The organism is Haloleucobacter ellipsoideus (assembly GCF_052491725.1).
Genome location: NZ_JBQWAR010000005.1, coordinates 1 through 18,760, shown reverse-complemented (window position 1 = coordinate 18,760; position 18,760 = coordinate 1). Strand labels below are relative to the sequence as shown.

The following is an 18,760-nucleotide window of genomic DNA, read 5'->3' as shown; positions in this document are numbered from 1 at the left end:
TCGAACTGTCGATCATCAGATACTCATTGTCTCGGTCGCGCGCGAGCAAGGTAAAGATGCGTTCCCACACGCCCGCACGCGCCCAGCGGGTGAAGCGCTTGTGGACGGTCTTGTATTTGCCGTAGCGCTCGGGCAGGTCCGACCATCGCGCACCCGAGCCAAGACCCATAGGACACCGTTTATAAACAGCCTGTTGTCGACCGCAGTTCGTCCCGGATCGGTCGACTTGCCAGGCAGCAGCGGTTCAATCCGACGCCACTGCGCATCGCTCAACTCGTATCGCTTGATCCCCATGATGCCTCCGCAAATGCGGAAACCCATGAATCAGACATCGCTCCCTTTGGGAACCACATCGAACGAACCATCGGCAAACTCAAGCAGCTACGACGCATCGCCACCCGTTACGACCGCATCCCGCATAACTACCTCGCCAGCCTCTACATCGCCGCCTTGCCCTTCTGGTGCTGAATGTCGATACAGCCTAGTCCTTACGCGGCATCACTGGCTTTCGCGCGCAACATAGGGTGCAGCACAGCGACACAGACGATTTGAAATATCGCGCCTGCTTCTCCATTCTTGCGGGGAGCAGGAGAGCATCAGGTGAATTTCGAGAACAGAACAGTGCTTGTCACGGGTGGCGGGCGGGGTCTTGGCTTTGCATATGTCCGCAGCCTTGCAGAGCTTGGTGCAACTGTCATCATTCATGATGTCGGTGCAGATTCGAGCGGCTCGGGCCGTGATCCGCAGCTTGCCGAGCACGCCGCCAGCCTGTTGCGGGCGGATGGCCATTCTGCCGTGGCCGCAAGCGATTCCCTGGAGACACGCAGTGGCTGCCGGGCGCTTGTCGAGCGGATCATCGCGGATTACGGGCGGCTGGACGGGGTGATCCATAATGCTGGCTGGGTCGCCTACCAGCCTGTCGAGGACATTGAGGAAGCAGCTTTCGATCACATGATGACCATTGGCGCCAAAGCCCCGCTCTGGCTGGCTCAGGCGGCATGGCCGGTGATGAAGGCGGCCGGCTATGGGCGCATCGTGCTCACCACATCATGCCGGGCGATCTATCCGCAATATGTGCACAAGGGCCTTGCCGCCTATGCCGCCGCGAAGATGGCGGCAGTCGGCATCGTCAATGTTCTGGCGGCCGAGGGTGCGGCCCATGGCATTGTCGTCAATGCCATTTCACCCGTCGCCAAGACGCGCATGTGGGGTGTCGATGGTGAGCCTGATGAATTGCGGCCTTCCGAGGTTGCGCCGGGCGCGGTGTTTCTGGCCTCGGATGCCTGTGTCGAGGGCGGGTGGATCATGCGGGCCGCCAACGGGCAGTTCCACGCAACACGCGCGGCAGAGGCGACTGGTGTGGACTATCCGCGCGATCTGCTCGGCGTTCGGGCGGCAACGGTGGATGAAGTTGCGGCACAATGGTCGCGCATTGCTGTCCCGGCCGTGGAGCCGCGGGGGTGAGAGGGAGCCCCGTCCAGAAAGTGCGCAAGTCCTGAATGTCACCGCGCGGCCTCCGTTTCGTTCGGGGCCGGCGGTGTCTCTTCGCCTTGCCTTGTGCGGGCCTGAGGTCAGGTGCCTCCGGCCTTGAGCACGCGCGTATCGCTCCATCCGAGTGCCCGCCCATTTTTCGCGCGCACCTCAAGCGGGGCGACAGGCGCGCCGGTTTCGGTTTCGACCAGCAAGGATCGCGGTTCACCGGGACGGTAGAGATGCGCCTCGCCCCACTGGCGCAGCGCGACGATGACCAGAAACAGGTCGCGCCCTTTTTCGGTCAGCACATATTCGCGATAGGCGGTGCCATCAGAGGCCGGGGCGGTTTCAAGGATGCCGCGCTCGGTCAGGTCGCGCAGGCGTGTCGCCAGCATCCCTCTTGCAATGCCGAGGCCGGTCTGGAAAGCGCTGAACCGCCGTACACCGTCGAAGGCGTCGCGGATGATGAGCAAAGACCACCAGTCGCCGATCACATCCAGTGCCCGCGCAACTGGGCAGTCGCTATTCCAGAGGCTGACCCGCTTCACCATGACCTTTCGCCCCTTGCACATATCATCTGGTTCTAAAATAGAACTGGATTTCCATGCGCGCAAGTCGTCTCATGATGAGACCGGAAGGGGTTCATTGACGGGATCACCATGCAGCACGCAAGCAGCCCAAAGCCCCGGCTCAGTGGCGGATTGTCGAGGGCCACGACCCTGGTCTTCGCTGTCGCCGCCGGCCTCAGCGTCGCCAATATCTATTATGCCCAGCCCCTGCTGGACGCGATGGCGCGGGATTTTGCGATAGCGCCTGCCGTCATCGGGCTGGTTGTGGCGCTCACCCAGCTTGGCTATGGGCTGGGGCTGGTGTTCATTGTGCCTCTGGGAGATCTGGTGGATCGCCGCCGCCTTGTCGTCAGCCAGGGCGTCTTGTCCGTTATCGCACTGGTGGCGGTCGCCATGGCGAGGACTGAGGCGATCCTGTTTGCCGGCATGGCGGCGGTCGGGCTGCTGGCCGTGGTCGTGCAGGTGCTGGTGTCCTTCGCGGCGACGCTTGCCACACCTGCCGCGCGCGGCAGGGCGGTCGGGATGGTGACCAGCGGCGTGGTGACCGGCATTCTTGGCGCGCGCTTCATCGCCGGGGTGCTGGCCGATCTTGGCGGCTGGCGTGCGGTCTATCTGACATCGGCGCTTCTGACGCTGGCGATGGTCGTGCTGCTCTCGCGCATTCTGCCGCGCAACCTGCCACCGGACAGCACCGACAGCTACGCCGCCACCCTATGGTCTATCCCTGTGCTGTTCCTGAACGATCGCATCCTGCTTGCGCGCGGCATTCTTGCCTTGCTGATATTTGCGGCATTCAGCACATTCTGGACCGCTCTGGTGCTGCCGCTGAGCGCCGCGCCGTTCAACTATTCCCATAGCCGGATCGGCCTGTTCGGTCTGGCCGGGATAGCGGGCGCCATCGCCGCGACGGGTGCGGGACGGCTTGCCGATCGAGGTCTTGGGCAATGGACCACGGGCGTGTCCCTCACGCTTCTTTTGGCATCATGGGGGCTGATCGCGCTTCTGCCGGTCTCGATCCCGGCCCTGCTGATCGGTGTGGTGCTGCTGGATCTTGCGGTGCAGGCGGTCCATGTCACCAATCAGAGCATCATTTTCGAGCGGCACCCACAGGCCCGCAGCCGTCTGGTTGGTGGCTATATGGTGTTTTATTCCCTCGGCAGTGCCAGCGGGGCGATGGCCGCAACGATGGCGCATGCCTGTGCCGGCTGGACCGGGGTTTCCATATTGGGTGCCGGATTCAGCGCGGCAGCATTGCTGGCATGGCTGTTTCAATCACGGAGCAATCGGCAATGGCATTGCGAAAGGCCGGGCGTTTGTGAACGGTGACGGGCCGATACAATGGAGCGGTTCTGCCGGGGGTGAACCATGGCGGCACAGGCGCCATCCTTCCTTCATACACGCCTCTGGCGCTTGACCTCGCCTGGCAGAATGCCGAACTGTTTGCGAAACGCCTCGGAGAAGTGGCTTGGGTTCGTGTAGCCCAGTTCCGAGGCCACACGCATGACGGAGTCCGGCCCGGACATCAGGCGTCCACGGGCGGCCTGCATCCGCTCCTGCTGGAAAAGCGCATAGGGGCTGGTGCCGAAAAGCTGGTGGAAACCGCGCGTCAGCGTTGGAGCGCTCAGGCCCACCTCGCGCGCAACCTCGCCTATGGACGGCACCCGGCTGAGATCGGACAGCAGAATGTCCCTTGCCCGCAACAGGCGCTTTCTGTCCGCCGGGGTCATCTTCCTCGCCGGAGCCTGCGTACGCGCCTCAAGGAAAAGCCCGACAAACGACATGCATTGGGCCTGTAGCCACAGGGGGTGGCGCTGAGTGGTGGCATGCCCCTTCTTCTCCTGCGGGAACAGGGCATTGCCGAGAATCTGCGCCGTCGCCAGCAGCTCCGCATTGCACGGGCTTTCAAGAACGCCCCCGCAGGCCAGCACCTGCCGCAGGCCGGGATCAACCTTTTCCACCCATGTCTCGAAAAGGTCCGGATGCATCATGACGGAAAGGTTCCGCACCTCTCCATGCTGGCGATACACGCCCCGCCGCCCGGGGCCATACTGTATGCTTCCAGAATTCTTGCAGAATTCATATCTGTGGGCGCCATGTTCATTGAACAGGCACTCGGCGCCACCACTCACGCAACGGTTGAAGCTGAAGCATATCCGGTTGCTGTCGTCGATGAGTGGTATTTCCTGTAATTGTTCAAAATTACCCCGCCAGTAGAGAATCTCCAATCCATCCTGAAGAGCGCATGTCAGGGTTTCGCAAAAGCAACCGGGACCAAGTGTCTCGGCTATTGTTCCTGCCATCACTTTCGAGACCGGCATGTCGCTTGTGGGTTGAAATTTCATTTCTTTTGCAATCCATGCCGTGATTGGAAGAGCGGGATGATCGGAATGCGGTATTCTTTGAGCTTATCCGGGTGGATATGGCGTCGCATTTGATTAGCACTTGCAGGAACAAGTTTCGACCGGAAAGCTCCAGATGCGACGCCAGCGCCCCATTCGCCTGCAGCATGGCACCAGCCTGCATGCCATTGTCCTTGCCACAGCCATGACCTTTTCAGGCGCATCAGCGCTGCAGGCCCGGGAGGCCGGCTCCGCGGAGACTTCCGATACACAGGTTCGCCTGCCGGAGAATGCCGAGATTCAGCTGGCGCCCGTGCTGGTGGAGGGGCAGGAGCGGAGCGCGGGCCAATATACCGCCACGGTTTTCACCGGTGCTGAAATCGAGGATCTCGGCCTGTTCAATTCCGAGGACGTGCTGCGCATGACCCCCGGCGTGAACATCAACTCTTCCGGTGGCACCAATCTGTCATCCGTTTTCATCCGCGGCGTCGGGTCCATGTATCTGTCGGATGTCACCGACTTCATGGTGCCCATGGTGATCGATGGTGCCCCCATCAATGCGCGCCACATCTCCCTCGGCACGCTGGATGTGGACCGGATGGAGATCCTCAAGGGGCCGCAGGGCACGCTGTCCGGTCCATGGGGACTTGCCGGTGCGGTCGATATCACCACCCGCAAGCCCACCCGCACCTTCGAGGGCTATGGCCGGGCCGAATATGGCGAGCAGGGGCAGGCCCTGCTGGAAGCCGCGATCGGCGGGCCGCTGACCGATACGCTGAGTGGCCGTCTGGCGGTGCGGTATTCGCAGTCGGAGCACTGGGTCACGAATGATGCGGATGGCGCACCAATGGCCAATCCCAGCAATTTCGCCCTGCGCGGCCAGATCTTCTGGGATGGGAAACAGGGCACCACGGCGCTGGTGACAGTGGAGCATGAGGATGTGAATGCCCTGCCCAATCTTCTGGTGCTGATGCCCTACGGGCGCAAACCGAGTGTGGACCTGACGCCCGGCCTTTATGACGATGTCGGCAAATCGCTGAACCGCTATGCGCTTGAGGTGAACCATGACCTGGCGAGCAGCCGCATCACCTCCATCTCGTCCTACATGAACGCGAGCAACATGGAGATCGCCGCCTATGATCGCAAGATCATGCAGGCGCAGTCGGGTTATCCGTCCGAGTTCTGGAACCAGGACAATGGGCGGGAGAGCTTCTTTACCCAGGATCTGAGGCTCTCATCCCTGCCCGGCGACACGATCACATGGGCGGCGGGCCTGTTCTTCCAGCACATGGATGCCTCATATGACACCCCGCGCAACACATATGGCTATACCAGCCCGCGCTTCCGGGACTTCAAGAGCAATGTCTATGCAATCTATGGGGATGTGACCTATCCGGTCACATCGGCGCTCCGGCTCACGCTCGGCCTGCGGCAGAACTGGAGCAGCACGGATTATGACGCCAGCTTCTGGCGGGGCGGGGTGGGCTCGTTCGATTCCCGCGCGATGAGCGAAAGCGCCACCACCGGCCGGGCCATGCTGTCCTATGACCTGACGCCCGGCACCGTGCTCCATGCCCGCTACGCCCGCGGTTTCGCACCCGGCGGCTACAACATGTATGCGGCGCAGATCGCCGATGGCGAGCCGTTCGGGGGCGCCACCAACGACATGATCGAGATCGGCTTTGCAAGCGAGAGCGAGGACAAGACCTTCGCCCTCACGGGGGCGGCCTATGTGAACTGGGTCTCCAACAACCATCTGCTGGCCTATGATTCAGGAACATATGTGTCGAGCGTCGTGAATGCCGACACCCGCAGCCAGGGCTTCGAGCTTCAGGGGCGCTGGCGTGTGGGGGGCGGGCTGGAGCTGGCGGCCGGGCTGAGCTATGTGGATGCACGCATCACCAGCAGCGTCTTCGGCCCCAGCGATGGCGACATTCTCTCCGGCAATCTCGTGCCGGACGTCTCGCCCTGGAGCGCCCTTGTCAGCGCCAGCTATGAGACCGCGCTGCCGCCCTTCCTCGGCCTGTCCAGCCCCATGCTGAAGAGCATCGCCAGCTACAGCTATGTCGGTCCGCGCCCGGCAAATCCGCAGAACAGCCTCGATCTTGCGGCCTATCACAAGCTCGACATCCATGTGGGCGTGGCGCAGGACAAGACCGAAATCTATGTGAGAGCCAGCAATCTGCTGGATGACATGTACGACCTGTATGGCTACGCCGTTCCGGCCGCCAACATGGCCTATGGCGGCATGGCGCGCGGGCGCACATTCGTCGCCGGCATCTCGCACCGGTTCTGAGCGCGGACATGCAACCACGCCATTCCGATCAGCCATCCGGTGAGGGGACGCTGATGTCGCGCCAGGCCTGGGCGCTGCTGGGCAGCCTCTATACCACCCAGTATCTCGGCCTCGGCTTCTTCGTCGCGGCTCTGGTGGCGATCCTGCGCGAGCGCGGGGCGGCGCTGGAAACGGTCAGCCTCGTCTATATGCTGGGGCTGATCTGGCCGCTGAAATTCCTCTGGACCCCGTGGATCGACCGGATCCATATCGGCCGGCTCGGGCATTATCGCGGCTGGCTGCTGCTGGCCCAGAGCCTGCTGGTCATCCTGCTGCTGTTCATCGGCATGCTCGATGTCATCTCCGATTTCACCCTTGTCTACAGCCTGTGCCTCGGCGTGGCGTTTCTGTCAGCGACGCAGGATATCGCCGTGGACGGACTGGCCTGCCGCATGCTGGGCCCGCAGGAGAGGGGCCTTGGAAACGGGTTGCAGATTGCGGGCGGGCTCATCGGCAATCTCATCGGTGGCGGTGTGATGCTGATGGCCTACCCCCATATCGGCTGGCAGGGATGCCTGATGGTTCTGGCGGCCTGCACCGCCATATCGCCACTGCAATTGCTGTGGTTTCGTGAACCCCACTGGGGTGCGAGAACATTGCGCACGGGGGTGCTGTTCTCCCGCTTCGCCCTGTTCTGGCGTGCACCCGGGCGGGGGCGCTGGCTGGTGCTGCTGCTGCTCTTTCCCGTCGGCAGCGGCATGGCTTATGCCGTCATCACCCCGGCGCTGGTGGATGCGGGGTGGAGCCTGAACGCCATCGGCTTGACGGTGAATGTCGCCGGCTCCTTCATTGGCCTTGCCACAGCGATGGGAACCGGATGGCTGATGCGCCGCTGCACCCGCCATGTGGCGCTGGTCGGCGCGGCGCTGGTGCAGATCATCGCCGTTCTCGCGGTTCTGCTCGTCACCGGGAACTCTGGCGCCGGGGCCGCCGCGCTGGGAGCGCTCCTGTTCTTCGCCTGCTACAATCCGGCCGCTGTCGTCATGGCCACCATGATGATGGATGAGGCCGCCTATGACAGCCCCGCGACAGACTACACGCTCCAGTTCAGCGTGAACCAGTTCGCCGCCATCGGCACCATGAGCCTTGCCGCCGCGCTGGCCGGATCGGTGGGGTATTCCGGCGTCATCATCATTGCAACCGTGGCATCCATTGCCGCCGCTGTGCTGTCGCCCGGCTACCGGGCATCCGGGGCCGTATTGCCGCAGAGGGGAAGCCGCACGTCATGACATCCTCTCAGCAGGCCCGTCCGGAGGCGGGCGGACAGAACGGGACACAGGCCAGCCCGTGGGCCATCATGGCTCCGGTGCGGGGGCAGATCGGCCTTGCCATCGCCCTGTCCGTGCTCAGCGGGCTTTGCGGGCTGATTGCGCTGGCCCTGTGCGCGCTGGCCCTGCGTGATGCCATGCACATGTCCTCCTCCATGCCCTCGTCCTGGCCCTGGCGGCCTCTGGCCGGCGCGCTGGCCGCCACCCTGTGCGCCTATGTGCTGCGCCTGTCCGCGTTCGACCAGTCGCATTATGCCGCCTTCCGGCTGGAAACGATCCTGCGCACGGGGCTGGCGCGCCATCTCTCGCGGGTGTCGCTGGGGGATGTGGAGGCGATGGGAACGGGGGCGCTCACCAAGGTCATGCATGATGACGTGAAGGAGCTGCATGTCTTCGTCGCGGACAGCACGCCCTTCTTTGCCCGCGCCTATGCCATGCCGGTCTTCACCTTCTGCATTCTGCTCTGGCTGGACTGGCGTCTGGCTCTCGCGGCGCTGCTTGTCCTGTTCGCTGGCTTCGGCGTGCTGGCTCTGGCGATGCGTGACCGCACCGAGATGACCCGCCGCTACAATGCGGCGCGCGAAAGGGTGAGCGCATCGGTGGTCGAATATGTGCAGGCCATGCCCGTGGTGCGGACCTTCGATACGGGGGAAACGACCTTCGGGCGCTATCAGCGCGCGCTTGATGCCTATCGCGACATGCTGACAGGCTGGTACCGCGCGGTGAGCTTCACGGCCCGCTTCTCACTGGCCGCGCTCAATCCGATGCCGACAGTGGCGGTGCTGGTCGGGTTCGGCGCCATCCTGTTTGCGCAGGGCACGCTTGATTTTGCAAGCTGGGTTGCCGTGCTGCTGCTGGGAACCGGAATGGCCGAGGCGGTGATGCCGCTGATGATGCTCAACCACATGGTTGAGAAATCGCGGCAGAGCATCGCCCGGATCCGGCAGGTGATGGACCTGCCCGAACAGTGCGTCCAGACCCCCGCGCCCCACCCGCCTGCCGATGCCGGCATTGTCTTCGATCATGTCCATTTCCGGTATGAGGCATGCGAGGACGAGGTGTTGCACGATCTCAGCTTCACCGCCGCACCGGGCAGCGTCACCGCGCTGGTCGGTCCTTCAGGGGCTGGCAAGAGCACCGTGGTGCGCCTGATCCCCCGCTTTCGGGATGTGACCGGCGGGCGCATTCTGGTTGGCGGGGTCGATGTGCGGCAGATGGAGCCGGACATGCTCATGGCGCACATGTCCTTCGTGTTTCAGGACTGCTTCCTCTTTGCCGGAACCGTTGCCGAAAACATCCGTCTGGGCTGCCCGGAAGCTGATGGGGAGAGGATGATGGCCGCCGCGCGCGCCGCGCAGGCACACGACTTCATCATGAAACTGCCATCGGGTTACGACACGCGCATCGGCGAGCATGGCACTTTCCTTTCGGGCGGGCAGCGCCAGCGTCTCGCCATTGCGCGGGCCATTCTGGAAGATCGCCCCATCCTCGTCCTCGACGAGGCGACCGCCTTTGCCGACCCGGAAAGCGAGGGCGCGCTGGTCCGCGCACTCGCCTCGCTCATGCAGGGGCGCACCGTCATCATCGTGGCGCATCGTCTGGAAACCATTCGCGGTGCCGACCAGATCCTCGTGCTGGACAGGGGCCGGTTGGTCGAGCGCGGAAAACATGAGGATCTCATCGCCCATGGGGGGCTCTATGCCCGGCTTTGGGCGGATCATGAGCAGGCCGCGGGCTGGACCATGCGCGCCACTCGCAAGACAGGAACAGCACCGTGAGCGAGGCCGTCACCGAAGTCATGACAGGCCATGAGGCACACGCGCCCCGCCCGTGGCGCGAGACTCTCAGGCGCCTGATGCGCAGCACCGGCGCCCATGCACCGCAACTGCGCGCGAGCCTCTTCGGCCTTGTGCTGGCGGCGGGCGCGCAAGGGCTGGCCTTTGCCTGTCTCCTGCCGCTGTTTCACGCGCTGGTCACGAGAGGGGAGCTCGGCCAGGCGGGCATCTGGTTTGCGCTCATGCTGGTGCTGATGGCGGCCTCAACGCTCTTGCGCTGGCGGGCACAGGGCTTTGACTATAACGGACACATGGCTCTGGCGACCCATGCACTGCGTGAGCGCCTCGGCAGACAGTTGCGCCGGATGCCGCTGGAGCGCCTGCGCGAGCAACGGTCCGGTGAAATCCACGCCGCGGTTCTCGGCAATGTGGACGAGCACCTCAATCATGTTCTCACCATTGTCAATCTCATCCTTGTCGCCACGCTGACACCGCTTGTCGCTGCCGGTGTGACATTCATCTATGACTGGCGTCTTGGTGCGCTGATGCTTTGCGTCTTCTGCACCATCGTGCCGTTGTATCGCTGGCGTCGGCCGGCCTTCATCCGCAACATGCGGGACCTTGGGCTGGCACATCGGCAGGTGAATGCGGATATCGTGGAATATGTGCAGGGCCTGCCGACCCTGCGGGCTGCACGCTGCGCCGGGGAAAAGGCGGGCGCCTTGCAGGACAGTCTCCATCACCTGGAAATGCTCCAGACCACCCGGCATCGCGAGGGTGTGCGGCCCGGCGTCATCATTGCCGGCCTGATCGAGACAGGTTTGCTGGCCATCACGGCGGCCGGGCTGTTCTGGGTTTGCAACGGTTCGCTCGAACCGGCACTGCTGGCTGCCGTCATGGTGATGGCGGCGCGCTTTGCCGAACCGCTCGCGACATTCGTCTCCTACACCATGATGATCGAGCTGATCGAGGCCGGCCTTGAAAGCATAGACGCCATCGAGGCGGTGGAACCATTGCCGCAGCACTTGCCCGCACGCCAGCCGGAGCGTTTCGACATCCGCTTCACCCATGTCAGCTTTCAGTATGCGCAGGCACTGAGCCCGGCCATTCGCGATTTCAGCGCCACCTTGCCGCTACAGGGCATGACGGCGCTTGTGGGCCCCTCGGGATCTGGCAAGAGCACGCTCGCCCGGCTGCTGATGCGTCAGGCCGATCCCCAGGAGGGGGCCATCACGATCGGCGGCGTGGATCTGCGGTCCATCTCGCCCACCGTGCTGAACAGCCTCATCTCAACCGTGTTTCAGGAGGTTCACCTGTTTGATGACACGGTTGCCGCCAATATCCGTTTCGGCCGTCCGCAGGCCAGCGATGCGGAGGTGGAGGCTGCTGCTGCCGCCGCGCAGTGCCTCGATTTTATCGAGCGCCTGCCGCAGGGCTGGCAGACGCGGCTCGGTGATTATGGCGGCCGCTTGTCTGGCGGTGAAAGGCAGCGTCTTTCCATCGCCCGCGCAGTGCTGAAGAACGCGCCGATCGTGATCCTCGACGAACCGACCGCCGCACTGGATGCGGCAAACCAGCTCGCCGTTCAACGGGCCATGGATGCGCTGGTGAAGGAGCGCACGGTGATTGTCATCGCGCACCGGCTGTCGACAATTGTCGGGGCCGATCTTGTCCTCTTCGTCGAAAACGGGCGGCTTGCTGAAAGCGGCACGCATGCCGAGCTCATCATGGGCCGTGGCCGGTATCACGACATGTGGCAGGCGCAGGACAAGGCAAAAATCTGGCGGCCGTGATGAGGCCGGCATCGGTGCGGGCTGCCGCATGATGGCGGGCGGGCTGGACAGGAGCTCGCCGCCTTGCGCCCTCCTGTCCAGCCCCTGTCTGTCTCGGGTTTCTCAAGTCTTGTTTCACATCTCAACGGATGTGACGCGGGCGGCCGGCGGCAAAGCCGAAGGCGGCCATGATGCAGCACACAATGACACAAATCCCCAGCGGAACCGGCCATCCCCCGGACATGTCATGGGCAAGCCCGGTGAGGGGCGGCGCGGCTGCGGCAACAGTGTAGCCAACGGTCTGCGCCATGCCGGAGAGCGCGCCGGCCTGGCGCACGCTGCTGGCGCGCAGGCTCACGAATGACAAGGCAAGGATAAAGGTTGCACCGGTGCCGAAGCCGAACATGGCGGTCCAGACCAGCGCCAGATGCGGCATGGCCAGCAGGCCCAGCAGGGCGGTGGCGGTGATGAGGGCCGTTCCGGCCGCGATGACCTTGTGATCCCTGAAGCGGCGCAGCACCGGTATCAGCACGATTCCGGGAACTGCGGTGGCGAGCTGGGACACGCCATGGAGGGAGCCTGCCGCCTCGCGGGAATAGCCGGCCGAGGCCAGAATATCGGGAAGCCAGGTGACCACGGTATAATAGATCAGGGAGTTGAGGCCGAGAAAGATCGTGACCTGCCAGGCCAGAGCAGAACGCCATATGGCCCCTTCCGGATGAGGCGGGGTCGCGGTTTCAGCAGTCGGCCTGCTGGTGTCCCGCAGCTGCGGCGCCCACACGCACATGGCGATCATCGGCAGGGCTGCGAATATCCCCAGGGCCCATGTCCATCCTGCCCCGTGAAGATTTGCAACAGGAACCACGCAGGCCGAAACAAGTGCGGCCACGACGCCCGCAACAAGGGCATAGGCCGCTGTCAGGCTGGAGATCCTGTCGGGAAAGTCGCGCTTGAGCAAGGCGGGGAGCAGAACATTGGCAATCGCAATGCCCAGCCCGATGATGCCTGATCCGATGAACAGCATCCAGACGGGGCCGCTGGAGCGTGCGATGATCCCCAGCGCGATCAGGACCAGCCCCATGAACAGGCTTCTCTCAAGGCCATATTCACGCGCCAGCAGAACGCAGAACGGAGATGCGAAGGCAAAGGCCAGCAGGGGCAGCGTCGTCAGGATTCCGACTTCCACTGTGCTCAGCATGTAGTCTTCGCGGATCATGCCAAGTACCGGCGCTACACCTGTGATGGGCGCGCGCAGACTTGCCGCGATGAGCAGTATCCCAAGAATGAGTATGGATGAGCGGGAGATGAGGGATCGGTTGTCGGCCGTGTGCATGTGGGCATCTTTGTTCAGGGGCAGAGAAGGGGTGTCGCTGCATGATACTTACCCTTCCCGGCATGGCATGAATTGCGATATTATGACTTGTTATCTCTGTATCCTGCCAAAAGTGGACATGCCATGCCGCCTCGCCGAAGCGCCGCAGTGGACTTCGACCCGGACCTGTCAACACAGCCGGCTATTGCGCTGAGCCTTGAGTTCACCAGTTACGAGCGGGAAGTGCCACGCCATCAGCATCGCAAGGGCCAGCTCATTCTGGCCCTTCACGGGGCCGTGACCTGCACGGCTGCAAACGGCATGTGGATTGTGCCGCCGCATTGCGGGGTCTGGGTGCCGGGGGGCGTTGCCCACAGCAATCGTGCGACAGGAAATGCCCGGCTGGCATTTCTTTTTATCGAGCCGGGCGCGGCCAGTCTGCCTGATCATTGTTGCACGCTCGCAATCTCTGCCGTGGTGCGCGAGCTCATTCTCCGGCTGGCTGGAATGTCATCGGATTATGCGCCTGACAGCCATACCGCCCGGCTTGTCCGGGTGCTTCTGGATGAGCTGTGCCTCATGCCGGAAGAGCGCCTGAACCTGCCGATCTCGGACCATCCGAAAGTGCGCCTGATTGCGCAGGCCCTCACCGTCGATCCATCCGACAGAAGCACGCTTGCCGCCTGGGCCGATCGTGTCGCGCTGAGTGAGCGCACCCTGGCCCGCCTGATGGTGCAGGAGACCGGGCTGACCTTCGGCCGCTGGCGCCAGCAGCTACACCTCATCACCGCTCTTCGTGAACTTGCCAATGGAGCGACAGTCCAGCAGGTTTCCGAGACGCTGGGCTATGAATCCGTGACGGCTTTTATACAGATGTTCAAGAAGGCACTCGGGGAAACACCGGCCAGATACTTTTCAAGGGGGTGATGGGGGATATTATGGCTTTGGCGATCATTTTTCTTGCTGAATGTTCGGGGGATTTTGCTTGAAAGGGTGGAAATACTCAAGATCTTGGCGGGCATGAAGTGAAATGGCCAAGCCTCTCCATGAAGCGAGAAGCGTGTCTCAAATATGAAGGACTCGGATGGGAGGAAGGGCTATGGCGGATGACTGTAATCCGGACAGAAAATTCTTCTCCGGTTCGTTCGAAACTGAACGCAATACCGGTCGATTCTGAGGCTGCAGGATCAAGGCAATGTCCGAGAGGCCGATCGAACATGGCCTTGACCACTATTCATCACATGCTTCTGTCGTTGAGCTTTCTGATCGTTGCCAGGAGATCCTCGGCAGCATATTCGAGATGGGCAAGCTTGACGACGGCGATCAGGTCGGGGCGCCCGGCCATGCCCAGAAAGGCATGAAGCACCTCGTCGGAGTTCCGCGCAAGAGCGACGAGGTGCTCGCCGCTTGGGCCGTAGCGCCCGGAAAACCAGTTCTTCGCCGTTCGCTCGTGGGCTCCGGTCCAGACCGCAGCCGTTTTCACGGCAGCATGGGTTGAGCCGAGCGACCGCTTCAGCGCCGCCGCAATCTCCGTAGCAAATCGCGTCTCACTCGACGGCGACCCTCCACCATTCATTCCATTGCCCGGAAAGGACTTGCCCTTTTTCGGAAACGACATTCCACGCTCCTTCGCTTTAAATTCGCGAAGAGCATTGATCTGGAGGCGTTGCAGGTTCGACGAAATACTCCCGACTGCCGCGTGAGGATGGGCCAGTGAGGGGACAGCTCTCGAAACAAAAACGCAAAACCAATGATGATGCCGGCAATGATATTGCCGCCGTCGCCTATGTCCGCATGTCGACGGATCATCAGAAATACTCGACAGAGAATCAGCTTGGCGTCATCGAGAAATATGCCGCCGCCCGTGGACTGAACATCATACGCGTCTTCGAGGACGCGGGGCGGAGCGGGCTTCGTCTTGATGGGCGGGAAGCGATCCAAAGTCTTATGGCCGAGGTCGAGTCAGGCCATGCAAACTTTTCGGCAATACTTGTCTATGACGTGAGTCGGTGGGGCCGCTTCCAGGATGCGGATGAAGGGGCCTATCATGAGCACATCTGCTCCCGTGCTGGCATTAGGGTTCACTATTGCGGGGAGCAATTCGAGAACGACGGCAGCATCAGCTCCAACCTGATGAAGACCGTCAAGCGCGTCATGGCCGGCGAATACAGCCGGGAGCTTTCAGTCAAGGTTTTTGCAGGCCAATGCCGGTTGGTCGAACTGGGATTTCGCCAGGGCGGCACGCCGGGCTACGGTCTTCGCCGTGTGTTGATCGACGAGCACGGCAACCACAAGGGAGAACTCGGGCGCGGCGATCGCAAAAGCCTTCAGACCGATCGTGTCGTGCTGGTCCCAGGACCGGCCGAGGAGATCGCCGCGATCCAGCGGATGTATCACCTGTTCGTACATGAGGGGCGATCCGAGAAACAGATCGCGGCCGCGCTGAATGCGGATGGCATCACGACGGACCTCGGCCGGCCGTGGACGCGGGCGGCGGTCCACCAAGTCCTGACCAATGAAAAATACATCGGCAATAACGTCTACAACAAGATCTCGTTCAAGCTGAAGCAGCGGCGCGTCGCCAATCCGCGAGAGCTGTGGATTCGGGCTGATGGCGTATATGCGCCGGTCGTCGAGCAGGCGCTATTCGAGCGAGCCCGCGCGATCATCGACGCACGCAGCCATCATCACTCCGACGAAGATCTGTTGGCGATGTTGCGCGCCCTGCTCGAAGAATACGGAAGCCTTTCCGGTATCGTCATTGATGAGCGTGACGACATGCCATCGTCGAGCGCATATCGGTATCGCTTCGGCAGCCTGCTGCGGGCCTATGAGCTGATCGGCTACGAGCCCGAGCGCGACTATCGCTACATCGAGGTCAACCGCACCCTGCGCGATGCGCATCCGCAGGTGGTCGCGAACATCATGGCCGGCATAGCTGCGGCAGGCGGGCGGCCTGAGCGGGACCCCGTCAGCGACCTGATCCGCGTGAATGACGAATTCATGGCCTCGGTTGTCATCGCACGCTGCTTCGAGACCCCGACAGGATCTTTGCGGTGGCGAATCCGGCTCGACGTCGGTCTTGTCCCGGACATCACCATCGCGGTCAGGATGGACGAGGGAAACAAGGTGCCCCTCGACTACTACGTCCTTCCCGGCATCGACATGAGCGTGCCGCGCCTTCGTCTGGCCCATCAGAACGGGCTGGCGCTCGATGCCTATCGTTTCGACACGCTCGACTTCTTCTATGCGCTGGCCGGTCGGGCCCATTTTTCGGAGGTGGCTTGATGCAAGGCGACATCGTCCATGCGGCACAGAAGCAGGCAACGCTCATCCCGACCGAGAGGATCCGGGTGCTGAACCCTCGCGTGCGCAATCGGCGCAACTTCGGGGAGATCGTCGACAATATCGCCAAAGTCGGGCTGAAGAGACCGATCACGGTCAGCCGGCGGCCGGGAACCGATCCGGTCGAGTATGACCTCGTGTGCGGTCAAGGGCGACTGGAGGCATTCATCCAGCTCAGGCAGAGCGAAATCCCGGCCATCATCATCAACGCCAGCGAGGATGAATGCCTGGTGATGAGTCTGGTCGAGAACTGCGCGCGCCGCCAGCATCGGGCGATCGATCTCATGCAGGAAATCGGGACGCTGCGCCGCCGCGGCTACAATGACCGCCAGATCGCCGAAAAGATCGGTGTCAGCCCGGAATATGTGAACATGATCGCCGGGCTGTTGGAGCGTGGTGAAGAGCGTCTGGTCTCGGCGGTGGAAACGGGGCTCCTGCCGCTCAAGCTCGCCATTGAAATCTCGCGCACCGACGACGAAGGCGCGCAGCGCGCGCTGATGGACGCGTATACCGAGAAGAAGCTGAGGGGAAAGAAGCTCGCCGCTGTTCGCCGGTTATTGCAGCAGCGCAAGCGCCGGGGGCGCCATGTCAACGAAACCCCGTTCGGCCGAAAGATCCAGCGACCACTGACGAGCGATGCGCTGGTCCGGGTCTATCGGCAGGAGGCGGATCGCCAGAAACTGATGATCAAGAAGGCGGAGATCACGCAGAACCGACTGCTTTTCGTGGTCGAGGCATTTCGTGCTCTGCGTGAGGACGACCACTTCCTGACGCTGTTGCGGGCTGAGGGACTGGATTCCATGCCGTCTTGGCTGGAGAGCCGGCTGGTGGCGGGAGCGAGCTGATGAAGCGTGAGCCGCCCCGCCCATCCGAAATCGTGAAGATCGCCTTTGAAGCAGACTTCGTGGTCCTGCCAATCAACGCGATACTGCCGGTCCACACCCTGCGCAAGACCGTGAAGGCGAGCCAGAAATACCGACAGATCACCGCATCGGTGCGGGAAGTCGGCTTGGTCGAGGCGCCGGTGGTTGCGCGCGACAAAAACCAGCCCAACATCTTTCTGCTGCTCGATGGGCATTTGCGGATCGAGATTTTGAAAGACCTCGGCAAAACCGAGGTCGAATGCCTCATTTCAACCGACGATGAGGCGTTCACCTACAACAAGCGGATCAGCCGGCTCGCGGCCGTTCAGGAACACAAGATGATCCGGCGCGCGATCGAGCGAGGCGTGCCCGAGGAGAAGATTGCCAAGGCACTCGACATCAATATCCAGAGCGTGCAGCGCAAGGTGCGACTTCTGGATGGGATTTGCGAGGAAGCCGTCGCGCTCCTGAAAGACAAGCCATGCCCCATCGGTGTCTTCGAGACATTGCGGAAAATGAAAACGCTCCGCCAGATCGAGGCCGCCGAGCTTCTCGTGAATGCCAACAACTACTCGGTCGCCTACATCTCGGCGATTCTGGCCGGCACTCCGCAGTCCCAGCTCGTCGACGCGAACCAGTCGAAACGCCCCAAGGGTCTCACACCCGAGGCCATGGCTCGAATGGAGAGCGAACTCAATCGGTTGCAGGAAGCGATAACGTCGATCCAGGACTCCTACGGGAAGGACCACCTCCAGCTCACCGTGATCAAAGGCTATCTGTCAAAGCTGCTCGGGAATCGTCGCATCGTCCGATACCTGATGATGCATCGCCCCGAATTCGTCGGTGAACTTCAGACGATTGCGGAAATGACGTCGACCTTGCCGACCGAGCTGTCCTGACGGCGATGATGGGGCCCGGAGCCGATAAGCGCGGTGGTGGGAATGGTGCTGAACCCGTTTGGAGCCGACAAGACTGGCTGAGTTTTCATCGACATTCCGATGCGGAGAGAGGCATGTCGGGTTTGGGCGCGTCGGCATGCCTCTGTTCGCTCACTTCACGGCATTATTGATGCCGGCGCACAGCGTGCCGAGGCCAAGGGAGTAGAGGATCTGGGTGAGCCAGTTCGAGCCGACATCGACGCCGGGCACGTGGATGCCCTGCGGGAGCAGTTCGAGGGGATGACCGCTTGTGCGCCCATTTTCGCGGTGGGGGCTCGTAAGGTATTGCTGTCATAGGCCTTGTCGGCGAGTACAGCGCTGCCATCCTGTCCATGAAGGAGAGCCGGAGCCTGGGTGACGTCGTCAGTCTGGCCGGGCGTGACGATGAAGCGCAGCGGCCTGCCGAGCGCGTTAGCCAGCATGTGGACCCTGGTGGTCAGTCCGCCTCGGGAACGCCCCAGCGCCTGATCCCTGGCCCCCTTTTCCGTTCGCCGCCTGCTGGTGAGCCCGCACAATAGTGCTGTCAATCATCAGATATTGGTTGTCGTGATCGGCGGTCAGGGCCGCAAATACCCGCTCCCACACTTCTGCGTGGCACCAGCGGCTGAAGCGCTTGTGAACGCTCTTCCAGCGGCCATAGCGCTCGGGCAGGTCACACCAATGCGCCCCGGAGCGCAGAACCCACAGACAACCGTTCACGAACAAGCGGTTGTCCGAGCCAGTGCGGCCCGGATCCGTGGCTTTGCCCGGCAGCAAAGGTGCGATCTTCGC

Annotated in this window: 14 protein-coding genes and 2 pseudogenes; 10 read left to right on the top strand and 6 right to left on the bottom strand. The window is 62.5% G+C overall.

All coding sequences use genetic code 11. From position 1 onward, the window contains the following. Nucleotides 1–288: pseudogene (locus ACT6QG_RS00285) on the bottom strand (IS5 family transposase); the annotation flags it as partial. 312 nt (nucleotides 289–600) lie between these two features. On the opposite strand from ACT6QG_RS00285, the gene ACT6QG_RS00280 reads away from it, so the two are divergent. Then, nucleotides 601–1,464, top strand: a complete 864-nt coding sequence (locus tag ACT6QG_RS00280) for an SDR family NAD(P)-dependent oxidoreductase (protein ID WP_444975615.1) — start codon at nucleotides 601–603, stop codon at nucleotides 1,462–1,464. A 107-nt stretch (nucleotides 1,465–1,571) separates the two neighbouring features. Here ACT6QG_RS00280 and ACT6QG_RS00275 read toward each other — a convergent pair whose 3' ends face one another. Next, on the bottom strand, nucleotides 1,572–2,024 hold the full coding sequence (locus ACT6QG_RS00275) for a winged helix-turn-helix transcriptional regulator (protein WP_444975614.1): 453 nt from the start codon (nucleotides 2,022–2,024) through the stop codon (nucleotides 1,572–1,574). A gap of 108 nt (nucleotides 2,025–2,132) precedes the next feature. Here ACT6QG_RS00275 and ACT6QG_RS00270 point away from each other — a divergent pair, with 108 nt between their 5' ends. Then, nucleotides 2,133–3,368 carry an MFS transporter gene (locus ACT6QG_RS00270; protein WP_444975613.1) on the top strand — a complete coding sequence of 412 codons (1,236 nt, stop codon included), beginning with the start codon at nucleotides 2,133–2,135 and terminating at the stop codon, nucleotides 3,366–3,368. Nucleotides 3,369–3,433: 65 nt separating this feature from the next. On the opposite strand, the gene ACT6QG_RS00265 is transcribed toward ACT6QG_RS00270, so the two are convergent. Further along, nucleotides 3,434–4,030 carry a helix-turn-helix domain-containing protein gene (locus ACT6QG_RS00265; protein ID WP_444975612.1) on the bottom strand — a complete coding sequence of 199 codons (597 nt, stop codon included), beginning with the start codon at nucleotides 4,028–4,030 and terminating at the stop codon, nucleotides 3,434–3,436. Between the two features lie 487 nt (nucleotides 4,031–4,517). Between ACT6QG_RS00265 and ACT6QG_RS00260 the strand changes: the two genes are divergently transcribed. From ACT6QG_RS00260 to ACT6QG_RS00245, 4 genes are read left to right on the top strand one after another with little or no spacing between them, the layout of a single operon-like run. Further along, the gene (locus ACT6QG_RS00260; RefSeq protein WP_444975611.1) at nucleotides 4,518–6,677 is read left to right on the top strand and encodes a TonB-dependent receptor; all 2,160 of its coding nucleotides are present in this window, start codon (nucleotides 4,518–4,520) and stop codon (nucleotides 6,675–6,677) included. Between the two features lie 8 nt (nucleotides 6,678–6,685). Beyond that, complete coding sequence (locus ACT6QG_RS00255; protein ID WP_444975610.1) at nucleotides 6,686–7,945, top strand: MFS transporter; 1,260 nt, start codon at nucleotides 6,686–6,688, stop codon at nucleotides 7,943–7,945. Further along, complete coding sequence (locus ACT6QG_RS00250) at nucleotides 7,942–9,762, top strand: ABC transporter ATP-binding protein (protein WP_444975609.1); 1,821 nt, start codon at nucleotides 7,942–7,944, stop codon at nucleotides 9,760–9,762. The genes ACT6QG_RS00255 and ACT6QG_RS00250 overlap by 4 nt, the downstream gene beginning before the upstream one ends. Further along, nucleotides 9,759–11,552 (top strand): ABC transporter ATP-binding protein, encoded by a 1,794-nt coding sequence (locus ACT6QG_RS00245; RefSeq protein WP_444975608.1) that lies wholly within the window; start codon nucleotides 9,759–9,761, stop codon nucleotides 11,550–11,552. Before ACT6QG_RS00250 ends, ACT6QG_RS00245 begins: the two co-directional genes overlap by 4 nt. 121 nt (nucleotides 11,553–11,673) lie before the next feature. Here the strand turns inward: ACT6QG_RS00245 and ACT6QG_RS00240 are convergent, their stop codons facing one another. Continuing rightward, nucleotides 11,674–12,864: an MFS transporter gene (locus ACT6QG_RS00240; protein WP_444975607.1), complete on the bottom strand. Its 1,191-nt coding sequence runs from the start codon at nucleotides 12,862–12,864 to the stop codon at nucleotides 11,674–11,676. Between the two features lie 123 nt (nucleotides 12,865–12,987). Between ACT6QG_RS00240 and ACT6QG_RS00235 the strand changes: the two genes are divergently transcribed. Further along, nucleotides 12,988–13,770 carry an AraC family transcriptional regulator gene (locus ACT6QG_RS00235; protein WP_444975606.1) on the top strand — a complete coding sequence of 261 codons (783 nt, stop codon included), beginning with the start codon at nucleotides 12,988–12,990 and terminating at the stop codon, nucleotides 13,768–13,770. Between the two features lie 310 nt (nucleotides 13,771–14,080). Here ACT6QG_RS00235 and ACT6QG_RS00230 read toward each other — a convergent pair whose 3' ends face one another. After that, entirely contained in the window at nucleotides 14,081–14,461 is a 381-nt protein-coding gene (locus tag ACT6QG_RS00230; protein WP_444975605.1) for a hypothetical protein, read from the bottom strand. A gap of 95 nt (nucleotides 14,462–14,556) precedes the next feature. Between ACT6QG_RS00230 and ACT6QG_RS00225 the strand changes: the two genes are divergently transcribed. From ACT6QG_RS00225 to ACT6QG_RS00215, 3 genes are read left to right on the top strand one after another with little or no spacing between them, the layout of a single operon-like run. Further along, entirely contained in the window at nucleotides 14,557–16,131 is a 1,575-nt protein-coding gene (locus tag ACT6QG_RS00225; protein ID WP_444975604.1) for a recombinase family protein, read from the top strand. Then, nucleotides 16,131–17,033 (top strand): plasmid partitioning protein RepB C-terminal domain-containing protein, encoded by a 903-nt coding sequence (locus ACT6QG_RS00220; protein ID WP_444975603.1) that lies wholly within the window; start codon nucleotides 16,131–16,133, stop codon nucleotides 17,031–17,033. The genes ACT6QG_RS00225 and ACT6QG_RS00220 overlap by 1 nt, the downstream gene beginning before the upstream one ends. After that, complete coding sequence (locus ACT6QG_RS00215; RefSeq protein WP_444975602.1) at nucleotides 17,033–17,950, top strand: plasmid partitioning protein RepB C-terminal domain-containing protein; 918 nt, start codon at nucleotides 17,033–17,035, stop codon at nucleotides 17,948–17,950. The genes ACT6QG_RS00220 and ACT6QG_RS00215 overlap by 1 nt, the downstream gene beginning before the upstream one ends. A gap of 257 nt (nucleotides 17,951–18,207) precedes the next feature. Here ACT6QG_RS00215 and ACT6QG_RS00210 read toward each other — a convergent pair. Further along, nucleotides 18,208–18,760 (bottom strand): annotated as a pseudogene (locus ACT6QG_RS00210) (IS5 family transposase); the annotation flags it as partial.

Excerpts from the sequence above, each read along its gene's own strand:
- ACT6QG_RS00275 (WP_444975614.1), bottom strand. The coding sequence starts at position 2,024 with ATGGTGAAGCGGGTCAGCCTCTGGAATAGCGACTGCCCAGTTGCGCGG.
- ACT6QG_RS00270 (WP_444975613.1), top strand. The coding sequence starts at position 2,133 with ATGCAGCACGCAAGCAGCCCAAAGCCCCGGCTCAGTGGCGGATTGTCG.
- ACT6QG_RS00265 (WP_444975612.1), bottom strand. The coding sequence starts at position 4,030 with ATGATGCATCCGGACCTTTTCGAGACATGGGTGGAAAAGGTTGATCCC.
- ACT6QG_RS00260 (WP_444975611.1), top strand. The coding sequence starts at position 4,518 with ATGCGACGCCAGCGCCCCATTCGCCTGCAGCATGGCACCAGCCTGCAT.
- ACT6QG_RS00255 (WP_444975610.1), top strand. The coding sequence starts at position 6,686 with ATGCAACCACGCCATTCCGATCAGCCATCCGGTGAGGGGACGCTGATG.
- ACT6QG_RS00250 (WP_444975609.1), top strand. The coding sequence starts at position 7,942 with ATGACATCCTCTCAGCAGGCCCGTCCGGAGGCGGGCGGACAGAACGGG.
- ACT6QG_RS00240 (WP_444975607.1), bottom strand. The coding sequence starts at position 12,864 with ATGCACACGGCCGACAACCGATCCCTCATCTCCCGCTCATCCATACTC.
- ACT6QG_RS00235 (WP_444975606.1), top strand. The coding sequence starts at position 12,988 with ATGCCGCCTCGCCGAAGCGCCGCAGTGGACTTCGACCCGGACCTGTCA.
- ACT6QG_RS00230 (WP_444975605.1), bottom strand. The coding sequence starts at position 14,461 with ATGTCGTTTCCGAAAAAGGGCAAGTCCTTTCCGGGCAATGGAATGAAT.
- ACT6QG_RS00220 (WP_444975603.1), top strand. The coding sequence starts at position 16,131 with ATGCAAGGCGACATCGTCCATGCGGCACAGAAGCAGGCAACGCTCATC.
- ACT6QG_RS00215 (WP_444975602.1), top strand. The coding sequence starts at position 17,033 with ATGAAGCGTGAGCCGCCCCGCCCATCCGAAATCGTGAAGATCGCCTTT.